Source organism: Arenibacter sp. S6351L (assembly GCF_023016025.1).
Taxonomy (GTDB): Bacteria; Bacteroidota; Bacteroidia; order Flavobacteriales; family Flavobacteriaceae; genus Arenibacter; species Arenibacter algicola_B.
On sequence record NZ_JALKBB010000010.1, the window covers coordinates 149972 to 174436 of the forward strand.

At 41.9% G+C, this 24465-nt stretch carries 15 protein-coding genes; 4 read left to right on the forward strand and 11 right to left on the reverse strand.

The window, feature by feature from the left end; all coding sequences use genetic code 11:
- Nucleotides 1–37 precede the first annotated feature (37 nt).
- The 8 genes from MWU82_RS10725 to MWU82_RS10760 form a co-directional block, all read right to left on the reverse strand.
- Complete coding sequence (locus tag MWU82_RS10725) at nt 38–1141, reverse strand: glycoside hydrolase family 88 protein (protein ID WP_247096364.1); 1104 nt, start codon at nt 1139–1141, stop codon at nt 38–40.
- 331 nt (nt 1142–1472) lie between these two features.
- On the reverse strand, nt 1473–2912 hold the full coding sequence (locus tag MWU82_RS10730; protein ID WP_247096365.1) for a sulfatase: 1440 nt from the start codon (nt 2910–2912) through the stop codon (nt 1473–1475).
- Between the two features lie 15 nt (nt 2913–2927).
- Nucleotides 2928–4268 (reverse strand): sulfatase, encoded by a 1341-nt coding sequence (locus tag MWU82_RS10735; RefSeq protein WP_247096366.1) that lies wholly within the window; start codon nt 4266–4268, stop codon nt 2928–2930.
- Between the two features lie 236 nt (nt 4269–4504).
- Nucleotides 4505–6022: a RagB/SusD family nutrient uptake outer membrane protein gene (locus MWU82_RS10740; protein WP_247096367.1), complete on the reverse strand. Its 1518-nt coding sequence runs from the start codon at nt 6020–6022 to the stop codon at nt 4505–4507.
- A 10-nt stretch (nt 6023–6032) separates the two neighbouring features.
- Nucleotides 6033–9455 carry a TonB-dependent receptor gene (locus MWU82_RS10745; protein WP_247096368.1) on the reverse strand — a complete coding sequence of 1141 codons (3423 nt, stop codon included), beginning with the start codon at nt 9453–9455 and terminating at the stop codon, nt 6033–6035.
- Nucleotides 9456–9558: 103 nt separating this feature from the next.
- Nucleotides 9559–10695 (reverse strand): FecR family protein, encoded by a 1137-nt coding sequence (locus MWU82_RS10750; RefSeq protein ID WP_247096369.1) that lies wholly within the window; start codon nt 10693–10695, stop codon nt 9559–9561.
- Between the two features lie 118 nt (nt 10696–10813).
- A complete protein-coding gene (locus tag MWU82_RS10755) occupies nt 10814–11377 on the reverse strand; it encodes a sigma-70 family RNA polymerase sigma factor (RefSeq protein WP_215946795.1) in 564 nt (187 codons plus the stop codon).
- Between the two features lie 383 nt (nt 11378–11760).
- Nucleotides 11761–14529 carry an alpha-L-rhamnosidase gene (locus MWU82_RS10760; RefSeq protein WP_247096370.1) on the reverse strand — a complete coding sequence of 923 codons (2769 nt, stop codon included), beginning with the start codon at nt 14527–14529 and terminating at the stop codon, nt 11761–11763.
- A gap of 230 nt (nt 14530–14759) precedes the next feature.
- On the opposite strand from MWU82_RS10760, the gene MWU82_RS10765 reads away from it, so the two are divergent.
- Complete coding sequence (locus MWU82_RS10765) at nt 14760–16514, forward strand: hypothetical protein (protein ID WP_247096371.1); 1755 nt, start codon at nt 14760–14762, stop codon at nt 16512–16514.
- A gap of 893 nt (nt 16515–17407) precedes the next feature.
- Here MWU82_RS10765 and MWU82_RS10770 read toward each other — a convergent pair.
- From MWU82_RS10770 to MWU82_RS10780, 3 genes are all read right to left on the reverse strand, one after another.
- Nucleotides 17408–19285, reverse strand: coding sequence for a cytochrome c peroxidase (locus MWU82_RS10770; protein WP_247096372.1), 1878 nt, complete (start codon nt 19283–19285; stop codon nt 17408–17410).
- A 104-nt stretch (nt 19286–19389) separates the two neighbouring features.
- Nucleotides 19390–21060, reverse strand: a complete 1671-nt coding sequence (locus MWU82_RS10775; RefSeq protein WP_247096373.1) for a metallophosphoesterase — start codon at nt 21058–21060, stop codon at nt 19390–19392.
- Complete coding sequence (locus tag MWU82_RS10780; RefSeq protein WP_247096374.1) at nt 21057–21926, reverse strand: hypothetical protein; 870 nt, start codon at nt 21924–21926, stop codon at nt 21057–21059. Before MWU82_RS10780 ends, MWU82_RS10775 begins: the two co-directional genes overlap by 4 nt.
- A 404-nt stretch (nt 21927–22330) precedes the next feature.
- Here MWU82_RS10780 and MWU82_RS10785 point away from each other — a divergent pair, with 404 nt between their 5' ends.
- From MWU82_RS10785 to MWU82_RS10795, 3 genes are all read left to right on the forward strand, one after another.
- Nucleotides 22331–23191 carry an AraC family transcriptional regulator gene (locus MWU82_RS10785; protein WP_247096375.1) on the forward strand — a complete coding sequence of 287 codons (861 nt, stop codon included), beginning with the start codon at nt 22331–22333 and terminating at the stop codon, nt 23189–23191.
- A gap of 96 nt (nt 23192–23287) precedes the next feature.
- Nucleotides 23288–23506: a hypothetical protein gene (locus MWU82_RS10790; protein ID WP_247096376.1), complete on the forward strand. Its 219-nt coding sequence runs from the start codon at nt 23288–23290 to the stop codon at nt 23504–23506.
- A gap of 25 nt (nt 23507–23531) precedes the next feature.
- On the forward strand, nt 23532–24440 hold the full coding sequence (locus MWU82_RS10795) for an NAD(P)/FAD-dependent oxidoreductase (protein ID WP_247096377.1): 909 nt from the start codon (nt 23532–23534) through the stop codon (nt 24438–24440).
- Nucleotides 24441–24465 lie beyond the last annotated feature (25 nt).

Below are 24465 nucleotides of genomic sequence, written 5' to 3' on the forward strand. Positions count from 1 at the left end.
CCATTTATGTTCTAGGGGATGGTTGGTAAATCCTCCTTTATTTGCCGCCAACCATTTTGTAAATTTCAGAACCGGCACTTAAAAAGGCACCTGTTCCGTACACCTCGGTTTTATCCGGACTTGCATTTCCCGGTTCGGCTCCAATGGGTTGTACATAACCCAACATGCCCTTGTCATTTACATAACTTGCCATGGCATTCCACCCTTTAACCACTGCCTTTTTGTACTTAGTTCCTTTTAATATTCCATTATTGATGCCCCATGTTAGACCATACACAAAGAATGAAGAACCACTTGTTTCTGGAGTAGGGTAGAATTTTTGGCCCAATAAGCTCATTGCCCAATGCCCCTCTGGAGTCTGTAGTTCAAGAAGTTTTATGGACATTTTATTGTAAATATCCAGAAAGTATTCATATTCCTTGGTTTGCGGTTTTAGATTGGATAGAATATCTGCTAGACCGGCATATACCCAGCCATTTCCACGTCCCCAAAATATTTTGGTTCCCTGATCCAATTTTCCTTTAAATCTTTCATCCCTATAGTACAGGTGTTCTTCGGCATCAAATAAGAAATCGGTAGTGGCCTTGTACTCCTCCAACATGAAGTCCAAATATTTTTGTTCCCCTGTAATATTATAAAGATCGGCCCAAACAGGAGGCGACATAAAAAGAGCATCACACCAATTCCATCGATCTTGATGATAAGGGCTTCCCCAGTTTAATTTAGTGTTCGCCGGATGGTGCATAAGAAAGCCAAACTGTTCTATAGTAGGCTCCAACATTTCTTCTTCACCATATTTTCTGTAGAGGGCAGCATACATGCGGCCAACGGCATGATCATCCGCATGATACTTTCGTTCGTGCAATTGCCAATTGTTTTGGTTGCCTATTCCTTTTAACCAATTAAAGTAGGTGTCATCATCGGCCATTTGGGCCCATTTGGCCATACCAACATAAAGGGCTGCATTGGTCCAATGCAGTGGATGGTGTGGTTTTTTATTACTGTAACTGTCATTGATATGGTCCATTTGCCAATCGGCGACCTTTTTCATTATGTTTCTTACCTCCTGTGGTTTTATGTCCTGTGCAAAGCATAAATGACCTAACAATAAAGAAATGAGCAGTAATTGAAATGTTTTCATGTAGTCTTTTTAAGTGATTGATTATCTTGAATTAATAGAGCCTTATCCTTCCATAAGAACTCGGAATATAAATAAGAATGTCCTTTACAATTTTAGTTTACTTAAAATGAATTTGCATCCTGTACTGTCCTGTGATTCACATACATTACTTGATATTTTTATACCCGGACAAAGGATATGTGAAAATAATATTGGAGACAATTATGGTTATCAAATCTTGCTTTCCGCCAAAGATTTTGGCACTCCATATGGATAAGGCTTTTCCTTTTACAGTAAACCAAAAATGCAGGTCCTTGGACCTGCATTTTTCAAATTACCATGATTATATATTTTAGTTGGTGTAGGGCACTGTACCTGTTTCATCAACTGGGTACCCCCACTTTTTAATGTATTCCATTCCCTGAAGAAATTCATCCCCAGTTTCTTTCAAGCGTTGGGATAGCTGTTTTTCCAATTCGTCCTGAAGGGTGGTATAGCCCTCATTACCCACAAGGTTGAACAATTGATATGGGTCATTGATGTTATCGAACAACAGCCACGGGCCATTCAAATCGCGGGCATAGGTATACTGTAAGGTCTTTATGGCCCTGTACTCCCTTGCCCCATGTTGTACTTTGTTCCATTGCCCAAAAGGTTGTACACAGGTTAACAAGGTAGCATGTCCTATTTCCTCTTTCCCCTCCATATAAGGCCTATAATCCAATCCTTCCACAGTGTTGGGGATGGAAATATCACAAAGACTTAGAAGGGTGGGCATAATATCTTCGGAATTCATTAAAGCGTCCCGTTCTCCTGCAGCAATTTTTAATTTTTCAGGAATATGGTACAGCATGGGTACCCTTGCCGATTCCTCATAAGGTTGCTGCTTTTTATAGGCACCATGGGAGCCCAATAGATCCCCATGATCTGCAGTAAACACTATGATGGTATTCTCAAATTGACCGGAATCCTTTAGATTTTTGATCACCTTGCCTATCATATCATCCAATGCCGCTATATGGGCGTAATACCCTGCCAAATCCTTTTTTGCCCGTTCTTTAAGGCTATCCGGCACATTTCTACGAAGTTGAATCTTTTCCGGATCAAATCGGTTCCTATATTCCAATGGGGCGGTATGGTATGGTGCGTGGGGTGTACCATAGGAAAGGATCATCATAAACGGATTCTCTGCAGACTTCCTTTCCTTGATATAGTCAATGGCAGCATCTGTCTGTTCAAAGGTGTCATAGCCGTCCCAAATTTTTCTTTTGGAATCATCGTTGTCATAGTACACAGATTCATTGTAATCGTGGGTACATTCGTTGCCTTTCCAGAACTGGAAACCCTGTCTTCTTTGGCCAGGGGCCACATTCTGCAAACGTCCATGTCCGTCCAAATGCCATTTACCGATATAGCCGGTATCGTATCCTTCCTTGTTGAACACCTTTGCAATGGTTACCGCATTGGTGTCCAGCTGCACATCGTTCATAAAGACCCCATGGGTCAATGGGCGTTGCCCAGTCAAGAGCGATGCCCTAAAAGGAGAACAAACGGGCATCCCGGATACCGCATTTTTGAAATTGACGCTTATGGCTGCCAAACTATCCAGATGCGGGGTGTCCACATTGGGATCACCTGCATAACCCGTAGCCTGGGCCCGCCATTGGTCTGTTAAAAGTACCAAAACGTTAGGCTTGGTGGGGGTTTGGGGTTCTTCCGTTTTCTTTTTCTCAGCACAACTTCCAAGAAGGATTACACCCAATAAAATGATTAAATAACTACTTTTTTTCATGCTTATTTTTCTTATTTATAGTTTAGGATTCCAAGAGGCTTCCAACTTATTCCTTAAATCGTTTACAACTTCTGGTTTTTCATCTGCCAGGTTTACTTGTTCAAAAGGATCTTTAAAAATATTGTACAACTGGATTTTTTCATTTGGCCTGTTATTTGGGTCGGGAACTATAAGCTTATAAGGATTGGTCATCACCATTCTATATTTAAGTCCTTCCTCAATGGTATTAAAGTCATGGTTATAAATTTCCCCAAAAACGGCCTCTCGATTATTGAGTTCAGTTTCATCCAATACATTGATTCCGTCCAATTCCTCGGAGGACTCCAGCCCCAAAAGATCTAGTACCGTTGGCACCATATCCAAGCTACTTACCAAAGATAGTGTATCCAGTCTGGGCGTAATTTTGCCTTTCCATTTATACATGATAGGGGTCCTCAATCCATAGTCATAAGGCGCTTGTTTAGAGATTGGATTGTATGCTCCATTGTTTTCATTCTGTACCCAACCATTATCGCAGACATATACGAACAGGGTATTTTCTGTTTGACCCTTCTTTTCAATATAATCCATAAGCTCCCCACATGTGATATCGAACCATTCGCACATGGCCCAATACTTGGCTACAAACTCCGTAGGTGCCCTGGGCAGGTATTTCTGCAAAAGACTGTCCGGTGGATTATGGGGCGAATGCGGTAAAAAGGGAGCATACCACATAAAAAAGGGCTTCTTCTTTTCCAAGGCCAAATCTATGTAATTATAGAGGGTATCCATACCTTTACGACCAATTTCGAGGCCATAATCGCCATGCCTTCCCCCTCGGTCTGGATCACCGTGCGTCATACCGTAATCGAAACCTCCATTGGAATAATTTCCAAGCCACCACTTACCGGTTTGAAAGGAGAGGTAGCCTTTTTTCTTCAACATTTTGGGCAAAGTGTTCAGGTTTTTAAAGTTTTCTATTACCGGCTCATAATTTTTGGCCCTCCAAGTTGATAACCAAGCAGGTTTGTTTCCCAAATCATCGCTCGGAAGTACCCTATCATTTCCCAATACCATATGATTACGTGGATAAACCCCGGTAATCATGGATGCCAAGGAAGGGGCACAGAGTGAGGTTGGAACATACCCCCTTGAAAACGTTAGGCTCTCATTGGCCAATCTATCCAAATTTGGCGTTTCAATATGTTCATGGCCCATAAAACCATAATCTGTCCAAGCTTGATCATCCGAAATTATAAAGACAATATTCGGAAGCTCCTCCTTTTGCTTCTCTGCTATCTCCTGCTTAACCTCTTTGCAAGAGGTGAAAAAGATGGCTATCCCTAGCGTTAATACTACTAATGATAAATTTTTCATACCATATCCTTTTTTAAAATTTCAATTCCTGTGGGTGTAGCTATTTGTACTCCCCAATCCTTACCTTCATTACAAAAGGGCAAGTAACATAGTCCTTTCCCCCTTTTACATTCTTAGTTCTTTCGCCATTTCACTATTTCTGATTGCCCTTGACACTTCATTATCATAGTCTACTAATTTTCAACTAAGATAAAAAGATCAAGGGCAATAGATTTACATAGATCAGGAACCTCTTTTTAATACCCAGGATTTTGTGTCATGTTGGGATTTAGATCCAACTCATTATTTGGAATCGGGTATACCAACTTATCTTGGGTTATAGCAAAGGATTCTGGACCGTAGGCAATGAAATCTGGCGGAACCAGCGTAGGGTCCGCTTTTTCCTTTATACCGAAAGCAGTGATAACCTCAATGGCCTTACCAGTCCTTACCAAATCGAACCAGCGGTGATTTTCAAAGGCCAGTTCAACCCTTCTCTCCTGGGCTATGGCATTCCTAAAGGATACTTGATCTGGCAAATCGGTTGTTGTCAATTCGGGCAATCCGGCACGGACCCTTACCCTATTTAGCATAGTAAAGGGTACACCGGTTTGATAACTTTGTTCATTAATGGCCTCTGCAAGCATTAACATTGCATCGGCATATCTATACACCGGCCAGTTGTCCGGAGATCTTGAAAAATCGGGATCTGTATCGTGATTATACTTGTTAACGTAATATAGAGGACTGGGATTCCTGTCAAAGTAAGCTACCGATATATCCTTTCTTTTATCATTGGCTTCATAGGCTTCCACCATATCCTTTGTTGGTATATTCCTTCCTGGAGAATTTTCAGGACCTAGAACTACGACACCCCTAGACCCTACGGGTGCAAATTGGTATATAAAATTGCTGGATTCACCCTCCTGTCCCTCTTTAAACTGAACTTCAAAAATAGATTCTTGGTGGTTCTTATTTGCCGGATCAAAGATCTCTGCATAATCGTCCAACAAATCGTACTGATCTGATCCGATAATACTATTTAGTTGAATTTGGGCATTGCCATACTCACCTCTTGTTAAATAAACTTTGGCCAAAAGCATTCTCGCGGCTCCTTGGGTAATTCTACCCACATCATTACCGGTATAGGCAAGGGGCAAATTGGAAATAGCAAATTCAGCATCATCCACTATGGCCTGATAAACTTCGGAAGTAGGATTTCTTTTTAGGGCAAACGCATCTTCCGCCGAACTTACCGGCTCTATAAGCAGGGGTACATCTCCCCAATAACGCACCGCAACAAAGTGGTAAAACGCCCTAAAAAAACGTAATTGGGCTTCCAACATTTTGGCCGAATCTGGATCTATTTCAGCACTGTTAAGATAAAACAAGGTTACATTACAATCCTTTATTCCACCATAAATATTGTTCCATGCATCCGAAATGGGACCAGCAACCGATGTCATTTTGAATTGGTCCAAAAAGCCATATTGCCTTCCTCCTCCCAATGAACCTTGATCCAAAAGGTTATCATAAGTAGTATTATCCGATCTGCCTTCCTCTAAAAAATGAGCGCTTAATACATAATCTTGCATACCTCCATAAACGCCAAGCAACGCTTGATCAAAATCTTCCTCTGTTTGGTAAAAATTGCCTTCAGTTAAATAATGGTCTGGAGTAACATCCAAAAATTCTTCATTACAACCTAGGAATACTAATATTGAAACTATAAATAGTATCCTTTTTGACCCTAATATTGAGCTATATTTTTTCATCGCGGATATTTTAAAAATTAATATTGACACCAAGGGTGTATGTTCTGTTTATAGGATATGAAAAGTCGTCCACACCTAATGCCTGCGGATTGTTCCCAAAATTACTTACTTGGGGGTTCCAGCCAGAGTAACTGGTGAATTTCGCCAGATTCTGTACGCTAAAATGGAACCGCAGACTGGATATAAAGGTTTTATCCAATACCGAAACAGGTACTTGGTATCCTAGTGTAACATTCTTTATCCATATATGGTCCCCATCTTCCACCCAAAGATTGGATGCAGCATGTTGATTTGCATAATGAAGGGAAGGAATCAAACCCTTGCCTGGATTTTCCGTTGACTTCCATCTATCCAAAAATTCCGTACTAACATTCCATCTACCTTTTTCATTATAGAGCACTTCGTTCAGCTGTGGAATAATTTGATAGCCGAATGCACCCGTAGTCAATATGGAAAGGGATAAATTTTTGTAATTGATTACATTATTAAAGCCTAAATTAACTTTAGGATGTGGATTGCCAATATAATCTCTGTCCAAACCAGTAATTGAACCATCTCCATCTACATCCCTGTAAATATAGGCCCCAAGTTGTTTGGAGCCCGGCCATCCATGAAGGTTAGGGTCGTCCAATTGTTCCTGGGTATTAAAAATCCCGTCAATAATATAACCTCGTAACGATCCTACAGGTAGACCTACTTGAGTAACGTTCCATGTAGAGATAATTTGTGATATTTCTTTAGGAAGATAGGTTACTTCATTTTTGATGAACGATAGATTTAAATTACTGTTCCATGAAAAATTATCATTGTTTACACGGGCAGCCAACTCAATATCAACACCCTTATTTACCATCTCCCCTATGTTGGTCCTTGTGGAGGCAAATCCAGAAGCCCTTGGTATGGAAAGGTTGAAGAGCATATCTTCTGTCGTTTTCTCAAAATAGCTTGCGTTTAAAGTAATGGCATCCCTAAGGAATCCCATGGAAAGCCCCAAGTCCAATTGCTTACTTGTTTCCCATTTTAAATTGCTAGAGCCCAAGGAAGTAAGTGATTTCCCTACCTGGATATTGTCGTTGAGTACATAATTAAAGTTATTGTTCAGGTTATTCAAGTTGGGGATAGAAAGTATGGTCCCGAATCTATCAAAATCACCGATAGCGGAATTACCTGTGATACCATAGCTAGACCTAAGCTTTAACTCGTTCATAAAGAAATCCTCCGGGTAAAAGCTTTCTTCCGAGACTCTCCATCCAACCGATGCCGAAGGGAAATTACCATACTTGTTATCGTCTCCAAATCTAGAGGATCCTTCCCTCCTAAAATTCACTTCCGCCAGATACTTGGATTTATAGTCATAACTAAGACGGGCAAAATATGCCGCCAAGGACCAGTTGGTCAAATCTGTTACCGCAGCTGAAACTTCAGAAGCCTCCAGAAAATTCAAGGTATTATCACTAGGAAAACCAGTGGCATTGATTGTTGACAATTCCCCTGTTTGTTTTTGGGCGGTATAACCCAATAGGGCACTAATGGAATGTTGTCCAATGGTAGTTTCATAGGTAAGGAGATTATCGATGCCCCAATTGGTAATATCACTCTTTTGATTGGTACCTGAATTTACGAACGGAGGCGCTCCAGGTGAAAGATTGGAGGCGTTTCCAATGGCAAACCGTCCAATGGTACTTGGTGTAAACGTATTTATCTCCCTTGTCAACAAGCGTCCATAAAGTTGTGGTTTGTAATGTAGACCAGGAAGAATTTGCATGTCCAGATTAATACTGGCATTGATATCTCTTTCTATTCTATTATTGGTAAGCGAATTCGCTTCAAATATAGGGTTGGCATAGGCAAAATAACCTGGGGAATCAGCGGGAATATAAGGCTTAAGATCGCCGTTTTCATCATAAGGGGACTGTAAGGGACTAGCCGTTACCGCCTTCATGATAATACCCCTGGAGCCATCCTCCGGTATGGAATTGTTGTCCGAAAAGGCAACAAACATATTGGAGCCAACACTAAGCCAATCGCTGATAGTGGCGTCCAGATTGGATCGGAGGGACAATCTTGAAAAGTCAGTGTTTAGAAGCACACCTTCCTGATTTAAATATCCGGCAGAGACTACACCCTTAAATTTACTGTTACCACCTCTATAGGTAAGGTTGTGGTTCTGAAATACCGCACTTCGCATCAATAGACTTTGCCAATCCGTACCACTGCCTGGAGCGCTGTTCAGTGCATCCAAATAAATATCTGGCACTGGAGTATTGCTCCCGCTACGTGCATTTACTTCCTGGACCCTTTCCAAATTGTATTGGGCATATTGTGGTGCATCAAGGGTTTGCGGACGCCAGTTATTCGGTACCATTTGAAATCCACTGGAACCATTATAAGTAAGTTCGCTTCTGGATTCTGTTGCCTTTAGGGTCTGTATCAAGATAACCCCGTTGGTTCCCCTTGCTCCGTAGATGGAAGTGGACGCCGCATCCTTTAAAACGGTAATTTTTTCAATATCATTGGGGTTAAGACTCTGGGGAATACCATTGCCTACTGGAAATCCGTCAATAACCACCAGTGGTTCAATTCCTGCATTAATAGAGCTGATCCCCCTTACTTGTATGCTAGGAGCCTGTCCTGGAGAACCATTACTTTCGGTAATTGTAACACCGGACACCCTACCCTGAAGGACTTGGCCCGAAGTTGAATTGGGCATATCCTGTACACCTTTCATATCCACTTCAGAAACCGCTGAAGTTATCTTTTTCTTACTTTGAGAACCATATCCTACTACAACCACTTCATCCAAACCAGCCGCACTTTCTTCTAAGGTAACATTAATGGAACTTTGACCGTTAACAGGAACTTCAGTGGTCGCAAATCCAATATAGGAAACTACCAAGGTGGCATTTTCATCGGAAACTGCAATAGTGTAGTTACCATCAAAATCTGCAGTTACTCCGTTGGTAGTACCCTTTTCTACAATATTGGCCCCAGGCAAAGGGTTGCCGTCATTGTCGGTAACCACCCCACTAATGGTTTGTTGCATCTTTTTGGACTCAACTACTTTAGGATTTTTCTTCAAGAAAATTGCTCCGTTGTCCGTAAACTGAAAATCAATGTCGGTAAGCATGGCACATTTGTTCAGCAGGACACCTACCTTTACCGTACCCTTTTTTATTTCGACAAGGGGACTTCCAACAAAAAGATCCGATCTATAGATAAAGTTGTAATCGGTCTGTTTTTTAACAACCTCCAACACTTGTTCTATAGAAAGGTTGGCGTCTTCTGTAAACGTAATTTTCTTGTCTTGGGAAAATCCATTTTCTACGCTAAATCCGAACGAAAGAATCGAAAAGAAAAAAATGAAGATTTTCATAGTGATGATTAGGGACGTCTTGACATAGGCAAGACTACCCCTATTTGGTTTAGTTTTCATAAATTTGAATGTTAGTTAATTTTTGATTAATTAATGTACTAGGGGATGGAGATTTCAATTGTCCAGATTTAGACTCCATTCCCCTTTTTTAAAAAAAAAAGCTTTACTTCATATTAATTGTTTTACCGTTTATTTCATATTTAACCTCGTTAGTGTTCTGTATTATGTCCAAAATTTCTTTGAGGCTTAGCGTTTTTCTAAAAACACCATTGAAAGTCAATTCCTCCGTAGCTTTCTCGTGAAAAACTACATCAACATCGTACCAACGCGCAAGTACCTGCATAATGTCTTCCAAAGACCTATTTTTAAAACTGAACAGTCCGTTTTTCCAGGATACCTCGTTATAAACATCTACTTTGGAAATGCCTATTTTTTTAGAATCCCGATCCATGGTAGATTGGTGTCCAGGGCTAAGATTTTTAGATTCACTTCCATTTTCAACAATGACCTTACCTTCCACCAATGTTGTAGAGACGTTTTTATCCTCGTTATATGCTTTTATGTTGAATTCCGTACCCAACACTTCTACTCGCTGCCCTGCCGTATGTACCACAAAATGGGAACCGTTATGCTCAGTACTCGGGGATACGTCAAAATAGGCTTCCCCATATACCAGTTCCACTTCACGAGTTTTATTGGCCACAAATGCCACGGGATACCTCAACCGTGTTTCGGAATTGACCCACACTTTGGTCCCGTCGGCAAGAACCAAAACAAACTGCCCTCCCCGTGGTATGGTAAGGATATTTTTTGCAATAATTTTTTCAGGTGATTCCTGACCATCGGCATACACCAATTGTTCCCCATTACTAGAGGCTTTATCCGTTTCAACACTTTCTCCTTTCTCCAGAACAATTTCCGAACCATCGTCCAAGGTAAGCGTTGCCTTATCGGTACCGATCTTAATGGAATCCTTTTGGATCACTACTGCCTCCATTGGAGGATTTACCTGGATATTTTCTTTATTCCCAAACCAGAGAGTGCCTGCAGTAATAAGAAGGACGATTGCTGCTGCATATTTATAAATAGAATACCGTTTTTCCTTTTTATTGATTTTGGATGAAACCCCAGACCAGCCTTTCTTGATGTCTACAAGATCAATTCCTTTTTGATAGTTATTCTCAACCTTATGGAAATAGCTACGGTGATCTTTGGATTCCTTGTACCAAGAATCGAAAATATGCCCCTCCTCTTCGGTTAAGGTATTGTTGATTTTCTTTATAATAAGTCTGAAATCCATTGGGATTTTGTTTGTCTATATTAATAAGACAATCAAATTCCTAAAATGGGTGACAAAAAAATGTAGAAATAGAAAAATAATGGACAATAAATAAGAAAATAATATTTGAAAGGAGGTTTTATTGTACTATTGAAAATAGAACTGCAATATAGATCACTAGTTTTCCCAACTTCAATTTGGCTCTTCTAAGCTGGGTCTTTACGGTATTGACAGAAACATCCAGTTCATCTGCTATTTCGTTAAAACGATAGTTATCCACAAAGCGTAGCTTGGCGATGTTGCGCATCTTTAAAGGAAAATTGTCTATCACCTTTAAAACTTGTTCATAGAGCAGATGCTTTTCGTCTTCTGGAAACCAGTCAGGACTGTAACCTACATCTATATTAGTTTCCGCCTCCGTAATTTTTGAAACATGAGTGATCTTTATAGCTTTTAAAATATTAAAGCATCTATTGCGCACCATGGCGTACAAGTAGGACTTCAGGTTGGTTTCAATGTCAATTTTGTTGGATTTTTCCCAAAGACAAACAAATACTTCCTGTACCACATCTTCACTAGAATCTTTGTCAAATAGATAACCATTGGCATAAACGACCAATTCATGGTACAAGCCATCGAATAGTCTTCTAAACACAAAATGGTTCTTCTTTTGTATTTCCGCTAAGATTACTTTTGAGTCCAAAATGATCTATTAATATTTCTACAGAAATGAATTTAATACCAAACAACTCTTGAGAAACGGACAATTAAATGCAATTATACCCACTTCCAATAGTTCCTATTATATGAAAACTATCACCGATTTAACAATTAAGAGATGATATGTTTTCTTTAGTATTACAACAAGTTTATAAAAAAATATTAATGGGAGTATCCTGTACTGTGCTGCAAGCTTGTGATGCAGGTTATACAGACCGATGCACTTTTTTTATAATCACCATAACATTCAGGTTACTATTTCCAAACTCGGCATCCCTTAAATACAGAAGCCATGAACCGACCAGATCAGCTCCATTCATGGCTTTATACCCTAAGCATTAGTCAGGAACAAAATTGATTCAATAACTACTTTACCCCCTTAACCCTAAAGTTATATGTCCCGGAACCTATTTCAAGAATGGTTTCTTCTCCATTGGATTCCAAAATTTTAATGGAGGACACCTTGGATATTGCTTTGTTTCCTTCCTTAATATTGGATATTTCCGCTGTAGGAATATGAACTTTGGCGGCAGTGTTCACAGGGATTTCGATATTCATCTGTACTTCCCTCCCTTTCCAATTCCAGGCCGAAGATATGTTGCCGTTAATACTTTTATAGCTCCCATTTATAAAATCCATCTCATTACTAATGGCAGGTTTTATAATGATATTGCGATAGCCCGCATCTTCGGTATCTATACCTACGGCATGTTGAAACATCCATTCTACCACCGAGCCAAAAGCATAGTGGCTAAAGGAATTCATCTTGGCATTCAGGTCCGAGTTCTCTGCATCATCTTTGGTATAACTATTCCATCGCTCCCATATGGAAGTACTTCCGTTTTCTACGGAATATCCCCAACTGGGGTATTCGGTCTGTTGGAAAATCTTATAAGAGATATCGTCATAACCATATTTGGACAAGGCCAACATTACATGTTTTGTCCCCAAAAATCCAGTTGAAAATTTAAAGCTGTTTTTCTCTATTTTTTCCGCTAGCCTAGCTGCTCCTTTTTCTGCCAGATCGTTGGGGTACAAATCGAAATATAGGGCAAGGGCATAACTGGTTTGGGTATCCTCTGTAGTGCGACCGTTATCTAAAATATACTTTTGGGCAAAGGCCTTTTTAATGTTTTCAAAAAGGTTGGCATACTTTGTAGCATCTTCCGTTTTCCCCAATGCTTCTGCCATTTCAGCCATCAGTTTTGCATCATACCCATAAAAGGAAGCTCCTACAAAATCGTGACTGGTCTCTTCGTTTACGGCAAGCCAATCCCCCCAATTGTTTCCTCCTCCAGGTCTTAGATAATCCGTGCTGGCATCTTCCTGAAACTGCATAAATTTCTCCATCCCCTTGTACATATATTCCACAATACGGGTATCATTATAGACCTTGTACATATTATAGGGTATAATAACCCCGGCATCCATCCAAGCAGGGGCATATTGATTTGGCCTAGAGTATGGAAATGGCGCAAAGTTGGGATAGGCCCCATACCATCGTTGGGCGTCATCCAAATCGACCAAAAACTTGGTCATAAAGGCAGCGACATCGGAATTATAGGTGGCAGAACGCATGTAGATCTCGGCATCTCCCGTCCATCCCAAACGCTCATCCCGCTGTGGACAATCTGTTGGTATTTCAAAAAAATTGGCACTTTGGGTGGTTTTGATATTCTTGAAAAGTGTATTGTTCATTGCATTTGAAGAACCGAAGGTACTGGCATCGGTTTCTATAGAACTTAATACGTGTCCTGTAATGGTCTCCAGTGTAGGTTTTCCTGGAAAACCTGTGACTTCAACATATTGAAACCCATGATAGGTGAATTTTGGCTTCCATGTTTCCAAGCCTTCCCCTTTTAAAATATAGGTGTCCGTTGCCCGTGCTTTTCGTAGGTTTTCTGTCTGTATCTGGCCATCGTTCTTTAAGATTTCCCCGAACCGGAGTTGGACTTTGGTGCCTTTAGGTCCCTGTACCTTGAGTTCAGCAATACCGGCAATGTTCTTTCCAAGGTTAAAGACATAGGTTCCCGGACTAGGCTCTGTCATTGCTATGGGCTTCAGTATCTCCGTATTCTTGACCTGAGTTCCCGGATAGGCTTGCAGTTTTCCATTGGGATAAGTGTAGACTTTAGGCTTTTTCCATTGGCTATCGTCATAATTGGGAGCGTCCCAACCTACATTTTCCAAGCGGGCATCATAGGTCTCGCCCATAATGATATCCGCCTCACGGATAGCGCCTTCGTTGGATTTCCACGTTTGGTCCGAAGCAATGGTCTCCATGCTTCCATCTTCGTATTCAATTTGTATTTGCCCCATAAAGGACGGATTTACCCCATAGAACTCACGCACCTTATCCAAACGTACCAGCAGGGCATACCCAATATAGCCGGCATACCAACCATCGGCAATGACTGCCCCTATGACGTTCTCCCCTTCCCTTAAGTTGTTGGTAATGTCGAAAGTCTGGTAGTATAACCGTTTGTCATAGTCCGTCCATCCCGGTAAAAAATTAGCCTCCCCTACCTTGTTGCCGTTTAAGCGCAGTTCATAAAGACCCAATGCCGTAGTATAGGCCGTTGCTTTCTTGATTTTCTTGTTCAGGTTAAAGGATTTGCGCAGGTAGCGGGCAGGTGGAAGGTACAGACTATCGTATTTATCGGCCTTATTATATCCTACATCATGACCTATAAAGAGTCCTTGCCAATTGGCAAATTTCAAAAGCCCCATGGACCAATAGGCGGGTGTGCTCCAGGTGGATACCATATCCGATTCGTCCCAAACACGCACTTTCCAATAATATTTGGTGCCGGACACCAACGGAATCCCCTCATATACGATTTGATTGGTCTGGTTGGAAACCACCTTTCCGCTATCCCAAATATCAGCTTGATCTTGCGAAAGTTTTTCCATGGAGGAAGCCACCGTAATTTGATAGGCCGTTTGTGCCCTATTTCTGCCTTCCCCTTTTAAAATCCAACTAAATCGAGGCTGAAGTACATCGAGCCCTTCAGGATTTTGGTGATACTCTACCCTAGGTTCAAGTATGCCAAGGGATTTTGAATCCTTATTTTGGCCATAGGAACTGCAAACTGTTAAGAGGGTAATAAAAAGGAGCGCTAGTCTGTTCTTCATCGATTATTTACCTTAAGAATTATAAAAATTAAAATATGGTCTTAAACTACAATATTAACACCCATTGAAATTAAACCCATCCTGTACTGTGCTGTTTTAACTTTCCCCTATAAACTTGGAGCTCTGAACTATAATCAATAGCAGCACGGTACAGGATAGATAGACCTTTTTCAAATCCTATTTTTACGAAAAATAGGATTTATTGACTTTGTGTTAACCCAATTTAAAATATGAAAAACGTACTACCATTATTGATTGCACTGTTGTACCTACAATTTGGCTTTGGACAATTGCCCCCTGTATTTGGAGAGGAATATAACGACAAGGTGCAACATTCGGAAATGATCAAAACCTATTTAACGCCCCAAAGGATTGTTTGGCAGTCAGATGACTCCAATGAATCCATGCAAAATGTCGAAAGCCTCTTAAAAAAGGGAAACGGGCAGGTGGCCGTGAACGAGGAAAACCTATTTAGATTGATCAGCACAGCGGATAAAAAACCTGCCATACTATTGGATTATGGCAAGCAGATCCATGGTGGAATAAAAATTTCCGCCGGCATCCGTGCAGATAAAACACCGGTAAGGTTGCGATTGCGATTTGGCGAATCGGTCGGGGAAGCAATGTCCGACATTGGGGGAAAACAAAATGCGACCAACGAGCATTCCCTGCGCGATTTTATTATTGAAGTACCTTGGTTGGGAAGCGTGGAAGTGGGTGAAACCGGGTTTCGGTTTTTGCGCGTAGATGTGGTGGACGCCGGGATAGACCTCCCTATAAAATCTATAGAGGCCGCCTTTGTGTACAGGGATATACCCTATTTGGGCAGTTTTGAAAGTAATGATGAGCGTTTGAACGAAATCTGGATTACAGGGGCCTATACCGTACAACTCAATATGCAAAATTTCCTATGGGACGGCATAAAGCGCGACCGCTTGGTTTGGGTGGGTGACATGCACCCCGAAGTAATGACGATCAATACCGTTTTCGGAAACCATGAAATCGTCAACAAAAGTTTGGACCTGGCCCGTGACCAACACCCCCTGCCCCAATGGATGAACGGCATTAGCTCCTACTCCATGTGGTGGCTGCTTATCCACAAGAACATCTATGATTACCATGGGAACCTTGCCTATCTAAAGGAACAGGAAACCTATATGATCGGTTTATTGGATCAATTGAGCACATTCATTGACAAGGACAACAAAGAGATTTTAAACGGACATCGGTTCTTGGATTGGCCGACCAGCGAAAAACCCGAAGCCATACATGCAGGACTTCAGGCCATGATGGTAATGACCTTTGAGGCCGGTTCGGAGATGATGGCAATTTTGGGCAAGAACGACCTAAAATTGAAATACGAAAAAGTGGCCAAACAACTTAAAAAACATAGACCAAAGGATATTACCACCAAACAGGCCGCTTCGTTGATGGCATTAGCAAACCTTCATGATGCCGAAAAGGTGAATAAGGAAATACTCACCAAAGATGGAGTACAGCGCATGTCCACTTTTTATGGATACTATATATTGGAAGCCATGGCCAAGGCCAAGGATTATAATGGTGCACTACGAGTAATTCGAGATTATTGGGGCGGAATGTTAGATTTGGGCGCCACCACTTTTTGGGAAGATTTCGATGTCCTGGATGTTGCCAATAGTGGCAGAATAGATGAATTGATTCCTGCCAACAATTTTGATATCCATGGCGACTTCGGAGAATACTGCTATGTTGGCTACCGCCATAGCCTATGTCATGGTTGGGCCAGTGGACCTACCTCTTGGCTGAGTCAACACGTTTTGGGCATCAACGTTTTGGAAGGGGGTGAAAAGATTAAAATTGAACCCCATCTAGGAGATCTGGAGTGGGCAAAAGGCAGTTTCCCAACAAAATATGGAGTATTAAAAGTAAGTCATAAGAAGAATGCGGATGGCTCTATAAAAACAGAAATAGACGCCCTGGAAGGGCTTACAGTAATTAACTAGGTCCAGATTTGGGAGGCATTTCAAAAATGTCTTCAAAGCTTATATTTTGGGCGTTCCCTCCTACGTCGGGCGGGCCCTTGGCTATATCCCTTGCGCTGCTGCGGGGATGCCGCCGCGGTCCCTAACGCGGAACATATTGTTCATTGGGATGCTGGGCAGATCTTCGTCTGTAGTGAAGATATCATGGCCGCACCCTGAGTCTACCTGCGGTAGGTAAACCCACAATGACGACACCAAGGGCTCCTTCCCTTTAGATAAGCCTGTCCCGCGTTTTCCGCGGGAGGACAAGGTGGATCCTCCGCTGGATGCGGAGGAGACGGAAGGGATTGACAGCCCAGGTCTTCGGGGAGGGTGACAATAGATTGGGGATAGGTTTGGGGTGCGGGATTTCAATCTCCCCTTTCTTCCCCCGCTGATCGCGTGGAAATTCATTCCCCTCTTCGTTCCAAGAGGGGAGCCGTTAGTTTTAACATACAAAAGGAGTTCTTTCCCAATAGTTCATGACTGCGCCAATCTGCGGAAGGCAGGCCTCCCTATCGGCAGGTAAACCCGCAATGATGACACCAAGGGCTCCTTCCCTTGGTTAAGGGAAGGTGGATTCTCCGCCAAGTGGCGGAGGAGACGGAAGGGATTGACAGCCCAGGTCTTCGGGAGGAGACTGTAGATTGGGGATAGGTTTAGGCTGCGGGATTTCAATCTCCCCTTTCTTTACCCTACCTAACGGCAGGGCAATTCATTCCCCTCTTCGTTCCAAGAGGGGAGCCGTAACTAATGTATTCAAAAGGAGACCTTTGCCGATGTTTAAATTATTTTATCGTCATCCCGATTTGTACATTTTTCAAAAATGCTAGGTCACGAGGTGACAGAAACACAACAATCTGATCATAAACCAATTAATCCCCATACCTAGATACATCCGTTAGGGTTTCCATAAAGGCAATGATATCCTCAATTTCCTGCTGGGACAGCTCCAAGGGCGCATCTGGCAAAGTTTGATTATCCACCTCCAAGCCCATTCCTGCGCCTCCTCCTAGGTTGTAGAACGCCAGAACATCTTCCAGGGTATCAAATAAACCATTGTGCATATAAGGTGCTGTCAGGGCTATATTTCTGACGGTAACCGTTTTGAACGAATTTTTAAGAAAAGGATGATTGTCCAATTTTAGACCATTGCCCATGCGCCCCAAATCCGTATCCAACTTAGGGGCAATGGAATCGAAGCCCTGGGTAATCCCCAAAACCTCCGATTCCGATTCCAGATAAAAAGGAGGAACGGTGCCATTGAAGACCGGTGCAAAATGACAACTTCCGCAGGCCGCTTTCCCCATAAACAAATTAAAGCCCCGTTTGGCATTCTCGGGATACTCCTTGGTTTCATTACGCACATATTTATCGAACTGACTATAGAAGGATTTTAAAGAGTTTACATAGGCCGCAATAGCATTGCTTATAGACCGCTGATTGATATCCTCTTTGGCAATACCGCCATAAGCCTCTTTAAACAATTTGTTGTAACGGTCACTTTTATTCAGTTTAGCAACAATCGCATCAAAATCGGTATTGAACTCCAGATCGTTATCAATAACGTGTATCACCTGTTTTTCAAGACCCAAGGCGCGCATGTCCCAAAAATAGCGTGCGGAATAGCCAGCATCCATCAAAGTGGGGGCGTTCCTATCGGTAAAAACCCCTTTTTGATTGGAGACACTCTTGGGCAAGCCATCCGAAAAACCTTTGTTGGGGTTATGGCAGCTGGCACAGGACATGACATTGTCCTTGGAAAGCTGGGGATCCCCGAACAACAGTTTCCCCAAGGCTATGGTCTTGGGATTGTCCAAAGGCAAATACACCAGTTCCGAATAAAAATCCGTATTGAGAAAATCTTTGTCGAAAAGATTCTTGGCCTTATAGTTTTGGGCATGCTTTTTATAAGGCTCCAGCTTAATCTTGTTTGCATTTTGAAATTCCAACAAGGCCGCATACAAGGGGTTTACGACCTCCTTTAAAAATGCCAACCTATCAAAATCGTTAAAATGGATATTGGCTTTTAATATATTCTTGCCCTTGGTAAAGTGTTTTTTAATGGCTTCAAATTGGGACTTGGCTTCTGGGGCCATCCCTGCTTCAAAATAGAGAAATGTAGTTTCCATACTTTGCCAGCTCACGGCACTTTCCATCAACCCGTTTACAGACCCTGGAGTATCGTAACCTGTTAGTCCCAGCGTAAAGATCCTGACAATACCGGAGCGGATGCATTCAATGATCTGGCTCGACTTTAAATGTACCGGTAAATGTATATTCGCTATAAAATCTACCCGCTCTTTGAGTCTGTTGGCCAATACTTTTATGTGCTGCAAATTTTCATTGGAAGCTGAGTCATAAACCGCTTCATCCAATGCCTGTAAGCCACCTGGCGGAATCACTTTTTCGGCTTCAAAATACTCGCTTACCTTAGGCAAAGGGGCTCCATTGATATAAGTACCATTATAGAAGGTTTGGTAATAATCAAAAATAAACTCGATTTCCTTATAAGCCAATCTGGTTTTTTCAACCTGCTCTTTCAGCCCCTCCCATTCGTTCACAGAACTTGCCTTATTGGCTAGGGCGGCCAAGGCGTTAACTTCATTTTGAAACTTGATAAAATTGGCCATATATAAAGCCGCGACTTTCTCCGGAACAGTATCCTTTTGATACGGGATGGCCATTTGCCTCCCGGACAACATCAACAGGCAAATAAAAAAAGATCCCAATAAAATGCTTGTCTTCCTCATTTTCAACAACCGCTTTTTACCATTTTATAGGCTTTTTAATACCGCTGGCCTTGCTTAAGGCTTACTATGGAAAGGGCATTTTAAATATAACCCTTTTGGCCCAACTATTCTATGGTAATCGACTCGGTATACGCTTTATTTTTTGTAATGACTTCAATTACATACATGCCTTTTGGCAGCTTGCCCACATTGATGGTTTTCTTTCTAGTTTTCTTCACCAATTTCCCTATGTTATTATAGAATTTGACTTTCTTAAGCTTGTCATCCTTATCCACCGTAAGCTTTACCACATCCTTGTCGGCATCATAGACTAGCCCATCACTTTTATGTCCAGAAGCAGAGCCATCCGACTTCAACGACACCCCGGATTTGTTGATGGTAAAATAGTCCTCAATATCATCATTTTCCCTAATAAACTTTACGGTCAGGTTCTGTCCTCCCCTACCGTCATCTTCCACCTCCATAACACAGGATCCCAATTGGTTCAGGGACACGGACATGGCTTGGTGGTTTAGGTCGCCCCCAGATATTTTACCGGCGGATCCCGTAGTTATATAAACGGCCCCTTCCGCAGCGGCACTGGCCTTTTGGTAGGCTCCATTGCTATCCACTTTCCCGTCCCCATAGCCATTGGATCCAACGGTATGGCCTCCCTTCGAAATTTCAGCCGGGTTAAAAGTGTTGGCAAACCCATAATGTCCGTTCAAGAAATACGAGCGCTCATAAGAATGGCTATGCCCGTTTAAGATAAGGTCCACTCCGTTGGCCTCCATCATGGGCATAAAGTTTTCCCGCATTTCTATAAGTCGGTCTTCGGTATCGGAGTCATGGGACCCTTTGGTGTATACCGGATGATGAAACAAGGTCACTATCCAATCCTGATTGGTGTTCTGTATATCGGCCAAGGTCCAGTTGTACATGGCGCCCCCAACTTCGCGACTCGTATGATGGGAATCCAATATGATAAAATGGATGTTGGCATAATCAAAGGAATAATAGGCCTCCGTCCCCGAGGCAGTACCTCCAGCCTGGGCAGCCGTTGGGAAGGTAAATATATCATAGTAAGGACCTGATTGTGTAGCCGAATCGGCCGACTTCCCATCGTGGTTTCCCAAGCAGGACCATGCAACGGATTTTTTCAACATATCGTCATAAATATCGAACAGGGCATTTTGATATTGCTCATCCGTACCACTGCCATAAGCGTTATCCCCCAAAAACAACATCATATCGGTCTTACCGGTATTTTTGGGAGCAGCGTCCACATAATCGTAATAGGCATCCCGTACGTTCCTCTGGTTGTTATTGGCCGTACCCGCATCACCCAGAATCCATGCCCGTACAAATTGTTTGGTACCTGCTTTAGGGGCTGTTATAATGTACATATCGCCAGAAGTACTTTCGGACAACACTCCCTCTTTATTACCAATATTGAAATAATATTTGGTGTTGGGGCTTAGACCTGAAAGACGAACTTCATGTTCCGTGGTCAAGGCAGTGTTGGATGCTTTCTTGGATAACGATTTTAATGATTTTCCGTAATGTACCACGGATTGGGTTGCGATATCCGTTCTCCATTTTACCACCACAGAGGTTGGGGTACCGCTCTGTAAATAAGGTCCCCTTACTACGGTTACCGCAGCGGAATGCTGTGGAAGGCCAACAGCGTTGGTTACCGCAACAGCACTTACATTGGGAAGATCTACATGGGAAGTTTGGGCAATTGAAACCACCGAACATAGGGCGGCTAGCAAAAAGGTACTTTTTTTGATCATGATTTTTGGTTGTTAATGGAGCTTTCCAAGCTTTTTATTTGTTCTTTTAATTGTATTACGGGACTCATATTCCTAAACTTGGTATCCAATTGCTCAATGGCAACCGAAGCCAATTTTAAGGATATAAAGGCCTCATGTGGTCTATTTATTTCCGTTAAATACTTCGCTTTTTTATAATACCAGAATTCGTTTCTGTTGTATTCCAGGATAAAATAATTGTACTGTTCCAAGGCCTTTTCGGTTTGACCCGACTCCTTTAAGTAGTCCAATTTTTTAAGTTGAAGCGAAATGGTATGCCGGCCAAGTTGGTCCAGGCCAAATTCCAGAGCCTCCAAAGCCCCCTTATAGTTTTTGTTGTTTTCGGCAAGTATGATGTTGCAGTATTCCAATATATCCTCGGGCCGAATGTCCTTCATATTATGGATAACAGTGCGGTACCCCTCCAAGGATTTTTTATAGGATTGCAGCTGGAACAATATTTGGGCCTGCAGTTTTTTAGCGCTTAGGTCCTTGCTATCCGATTCCAAATAGGAGGCTATACTTTGCAGGGCCTCCTGGTAGGCTTCGGTGATATAGTTCACCTCGGCAATTTGATAATGTAGTTCTTTGGTTGTATTTCCCAAGGATTGGGACTTTAGGTAATCTTCCAGGGCAGAGTCGAATTCCATATGCTGTTGGTACAACAAGGCTCTTTCATAGTATAGTGCAGAATTGTTGGGATCTTCGGATATGGCCACCGTTTTTTCCGCTATCCGCATGCTTAAATCCCCATGGGCAAACATGGACATGGACAAGGACAAAAACAGCAACACTAGTAGCGTTCTTTTCATCATGTACTGTAGATACCCCTTCGTATTAAAAATCATTGCCAATGGTTAATATAATTTCCTTTTTTATGAACTTCCTCCATACCATAAAATTTAAAAGAGAGACACGACTAGGGAGGTACATTTTCAAGCTATGTGGCCCCCACTTTCGTTTAAGTTCTCATTTTAAGATGGAATATTATCATTTTTAAACGGCTCCAAGGCCCCGCTATCAAACGTATTGAAACAATATTAAATGTGTTTTTCTAAGGCGTTAATTTTTTGTTAAAAGAGTACGAAATGTCTTTGGGCAAGCACTACAAAATGAATGGTTTTTTTTTAAATAAGTGCATCTGCATTTATCCTAAAAAATAGGAAGAATTAAAGAGTTTCACTTAATTTTATATGAGCAAATAGCATTTCCCCTAGGTATATAACTTCATGGTCAATAACATTTAAATACAATGCAAAACATCCCCATAAGGCAACTTCCCGAAAGTAACCAAGAGCCAACCTTAGTGGGAAGTTTTAGTATTAGAAGTCTCGAAGCCATCCTGGACGGAAAGGAGTTGGTGGAAGAGCTGCACCGGCATGATTTTTTTTTAATGCTCATACTCAAAAAAGCTAATGGCCTACATGAAATTGATTTTGTCTCCTATGAAGTCGGCCATTATTCCATCTTTTTATTAAGGCCCGGGCAGGTGCACAAACTACACCTTAAACATGGCAGTACTGGTTATTTGGTACAATTTAAAACGGACTATTTCCTCTCCCACAATAAATCTTCCCCACAGTTGTTGCGCAAGGTGGGCAACCAGAACCACTATCCGTTAAATGCCGATCTCTTTAAAAAAATGGATCCCTTATTGTCATCAATTTTATTGGAATATAATGGGAAGCAAGCAGAATATCACGAGGTCATCAAAGCCAATTTAAGTATTTTGTTTATTCAACTTTTAAGGCAGCGGGAAGATCCCGATCCAGACCAAACCCATACCCCATATCAGCAGGAGAAACTAGAGAAGTTTTTGGAACTGTTGGAAGGGAATATTACCCAATACAAGCAGGTTTCCCAATATGCGGACTTATTGCACCTCAGCGTGTATCAGCTCAATGCCATAACCAAGGCATTATTAAACAAAAATGCCTCACAGCTTATAAACGAATATAGTATTCTGGAGGCCAAAAGAAATTTATTGGCCACCGTGAACCAAGTGAGCCAGATAGCCTATCATTTAGGCTATGAGGATGCCTCCTATTTTATCCGATTTTTTAAAAAACACACGGGCTATACGCCCGATGCTTACCGACATAATTTTAGTTAAGTACCATTCAACTTCAGTTCTGTCCTATTACGGATTCCGCAGGTGAAATTACTTTTACAACGGAAAATAATCCAATGTAGCATTAACGACATAAACATGAAAACAAAAGTAAAACTCTTGGCCTCCCTAAAGATATGGATGGCTATTTATCCTTCCATCACGGCCTTTCTTTTCCTTTTTGGCAACCAACTGGCTGCCCTTCCCCTCTACCTTAGAACCTTGGTACTTACCATTGTTTTGGTGCCTTGGATCGTATTTGTGGGTGTGCCTCTTATAGATACCTTGATGAAGAAAATGCAAAGAAAGAACGAGTAAATCACCATTTTTAAAACAAGAAACCATGAAAAAGGATAAACATTTTGACGTCATCATCATAGGAGGAAGCTATTCCGGACTCGCAGCCGGAATGGCTCTGGGAAGGGCCTTAAAACGGGTCCTGGTCATTGATAGCAATACCCCCTGTAACCGGCAAACCCCCTATTCCCACAACTTCATTACCAATGATGGCAAAACCCCCGCCGAGATAGCTTCTGTGGCCAAACAGCAAGTAGCTGCCTACCCTACAGTGAAATTTCTTAACGGACTTGCCGTGCAGGGCGCTAGAACAAATAATGCCTTTGAAATTACAGTATCTATTGGTGAAACTTTTAGCGCCGACAAATTAATTTTTGCAACGGGAATTAAGGATATCATGCCTAATATGGACGGATTTTCGGAATGTTGGGGAATCTCCGTGTTGCATTGCCCCTATTGCCATGGCTATGAGGTAAAAAATGAAACCACAGGTGTTCTGGGCAATGGGGATTATGCCTTCGAATTTGGAAAACTCATCTCCAATTGGACCCCGCATTTAACTATCTACACCAATGGCAAATCTACCCTGACGGCGGAACAAACTGCCCAACTTGGAGCGCATAACATTACCATAGTGGAAACTGAAATTGAACGTTTGGAGCACCAACAAGGGCAGCTGCAGAACATCATCTTTAAAAATGGTTCCAAAGCCGCCGTTACCGCCATATATACCAAAACAGCCTTTGAACAGCATAGTGCTATACCAGAGGCCATGGGGTGCGAGTTGAACGAGGAAGGCTACCTAAAAACCGATACCTATTTACAAACCAATGTTAACGGCATATATGCCTGTGGCGATAATGTATCGCGCTTGCGCACCGTAGCCAATGCCGTGGCTATGGGTACGGCGGCCGGGATGATGGTGAATAAGGAGCTGGTTTTTGAAAAGTTTTGAGTGATTCGGCAAAAGAAATAGTACT

Excerpts from the sequence above, each read along its gene's own strand:
- MWU82_RS10790 (WP_247096376.1), top strand. The coding sequence starts at position 23,288 with ATGAAAACAAAAGTAAAACTCTTGGCCTCCCTAAAGATATGGATGGCT.
- MWU82_RS10785 (WP_247096375.1), top strand. The coding sequence starts at position 22,331 with ATGCAAAACATCCCCATAAGGCAACTTCCCGAAAGTAACCAAGAGCCA.
- MWU82_RS10745 (WP_247096368.1), bottom strand. The coding sequence starts at position 9,455 with ATGAAAACTAAACCAAATAGGGGTAGTCTTGCCTATGTCAAGACGTCC.
- MWU82_RS10760 (WP_247096370.1), bottom strand. The coding sequence starts at position 14,529 with ATGAAGAACAGACTAGCGCTCCTTTTTATTACCCTCTTAACAGTTTGC.
- MWU82_RS10740 (WP_247096367.1), bottom strand. The coding sequence starts at position 6,022 with ATGAAAAAATATAGCTCAATATTAGGGTCAAAAAGGATACTATTTATA.
- MWU82_RS10735 (WP_247096366.1), bottom strand. The coding sequence starts at position 4,268 with ATGAAAAATTTATCATTAGTAGTATTAACGCTAGGGATAGCCATCTTT.
- MWU82_RS10750 (WP_247096369.1), bottom strand. The coding sequence starts at position 10,695 with ATGGATTTCAGACTTATTATAAAGAAAATCAACAATACCTTAACCGAA.
- MWU82_RS10765 (WP_247096371.1), top strand. The coding sequence starts at position 14,760 with ATGAAAAACGTACTACCATTATTGATTGCACTGTTGTACCTACAATTT.
- MWU82_RS10770 (WP_247096372.1), bottom strand. The coding sequence starts at position 19,285 with ATGAGGAAGACAAGCATTTTATTGGGATCTTTTTTTATTTGCCTGTTG.
- MWU82_RS10730 (WP_247096365.1), bottom strand. The coding sequence starts at position 2,912 with ATGAAAAAAAGTAGTTATTTAATCATTTTATTGGGTGTAATCCTTCTT.
- MWU82_RS10775 (WP_247096373.1), bottom strand. The coding sequence starts at position 21,060 with ATGATCAAAAAAAGTACCTTTTTGCTAGCCGCCCTATGTTCGGTGGTT.
- MWU82_RS10780 (WP_247096374.1), bottom strand. The coding sequence starts at position 21,926 with ATGATTTTTAATACGAAGGGGTATCTACAGTACATGATGAAAAGAACG.
- MWU82_RS10725 (WP_247096364.1), bottom strand. The coding sequence starts at position 1,141 with ATGAAAACATTTCAATTACTGCTCATTTCTTTATTGTTAGGTCATTTA.
- MWU82_RS10795 (WP_247096377.1), top strand. The coding sequence starts at position 23,532 with ATGAAAAAGGATAAACATTTTGACGTCATCATCATAGGAGGAAGCTAT.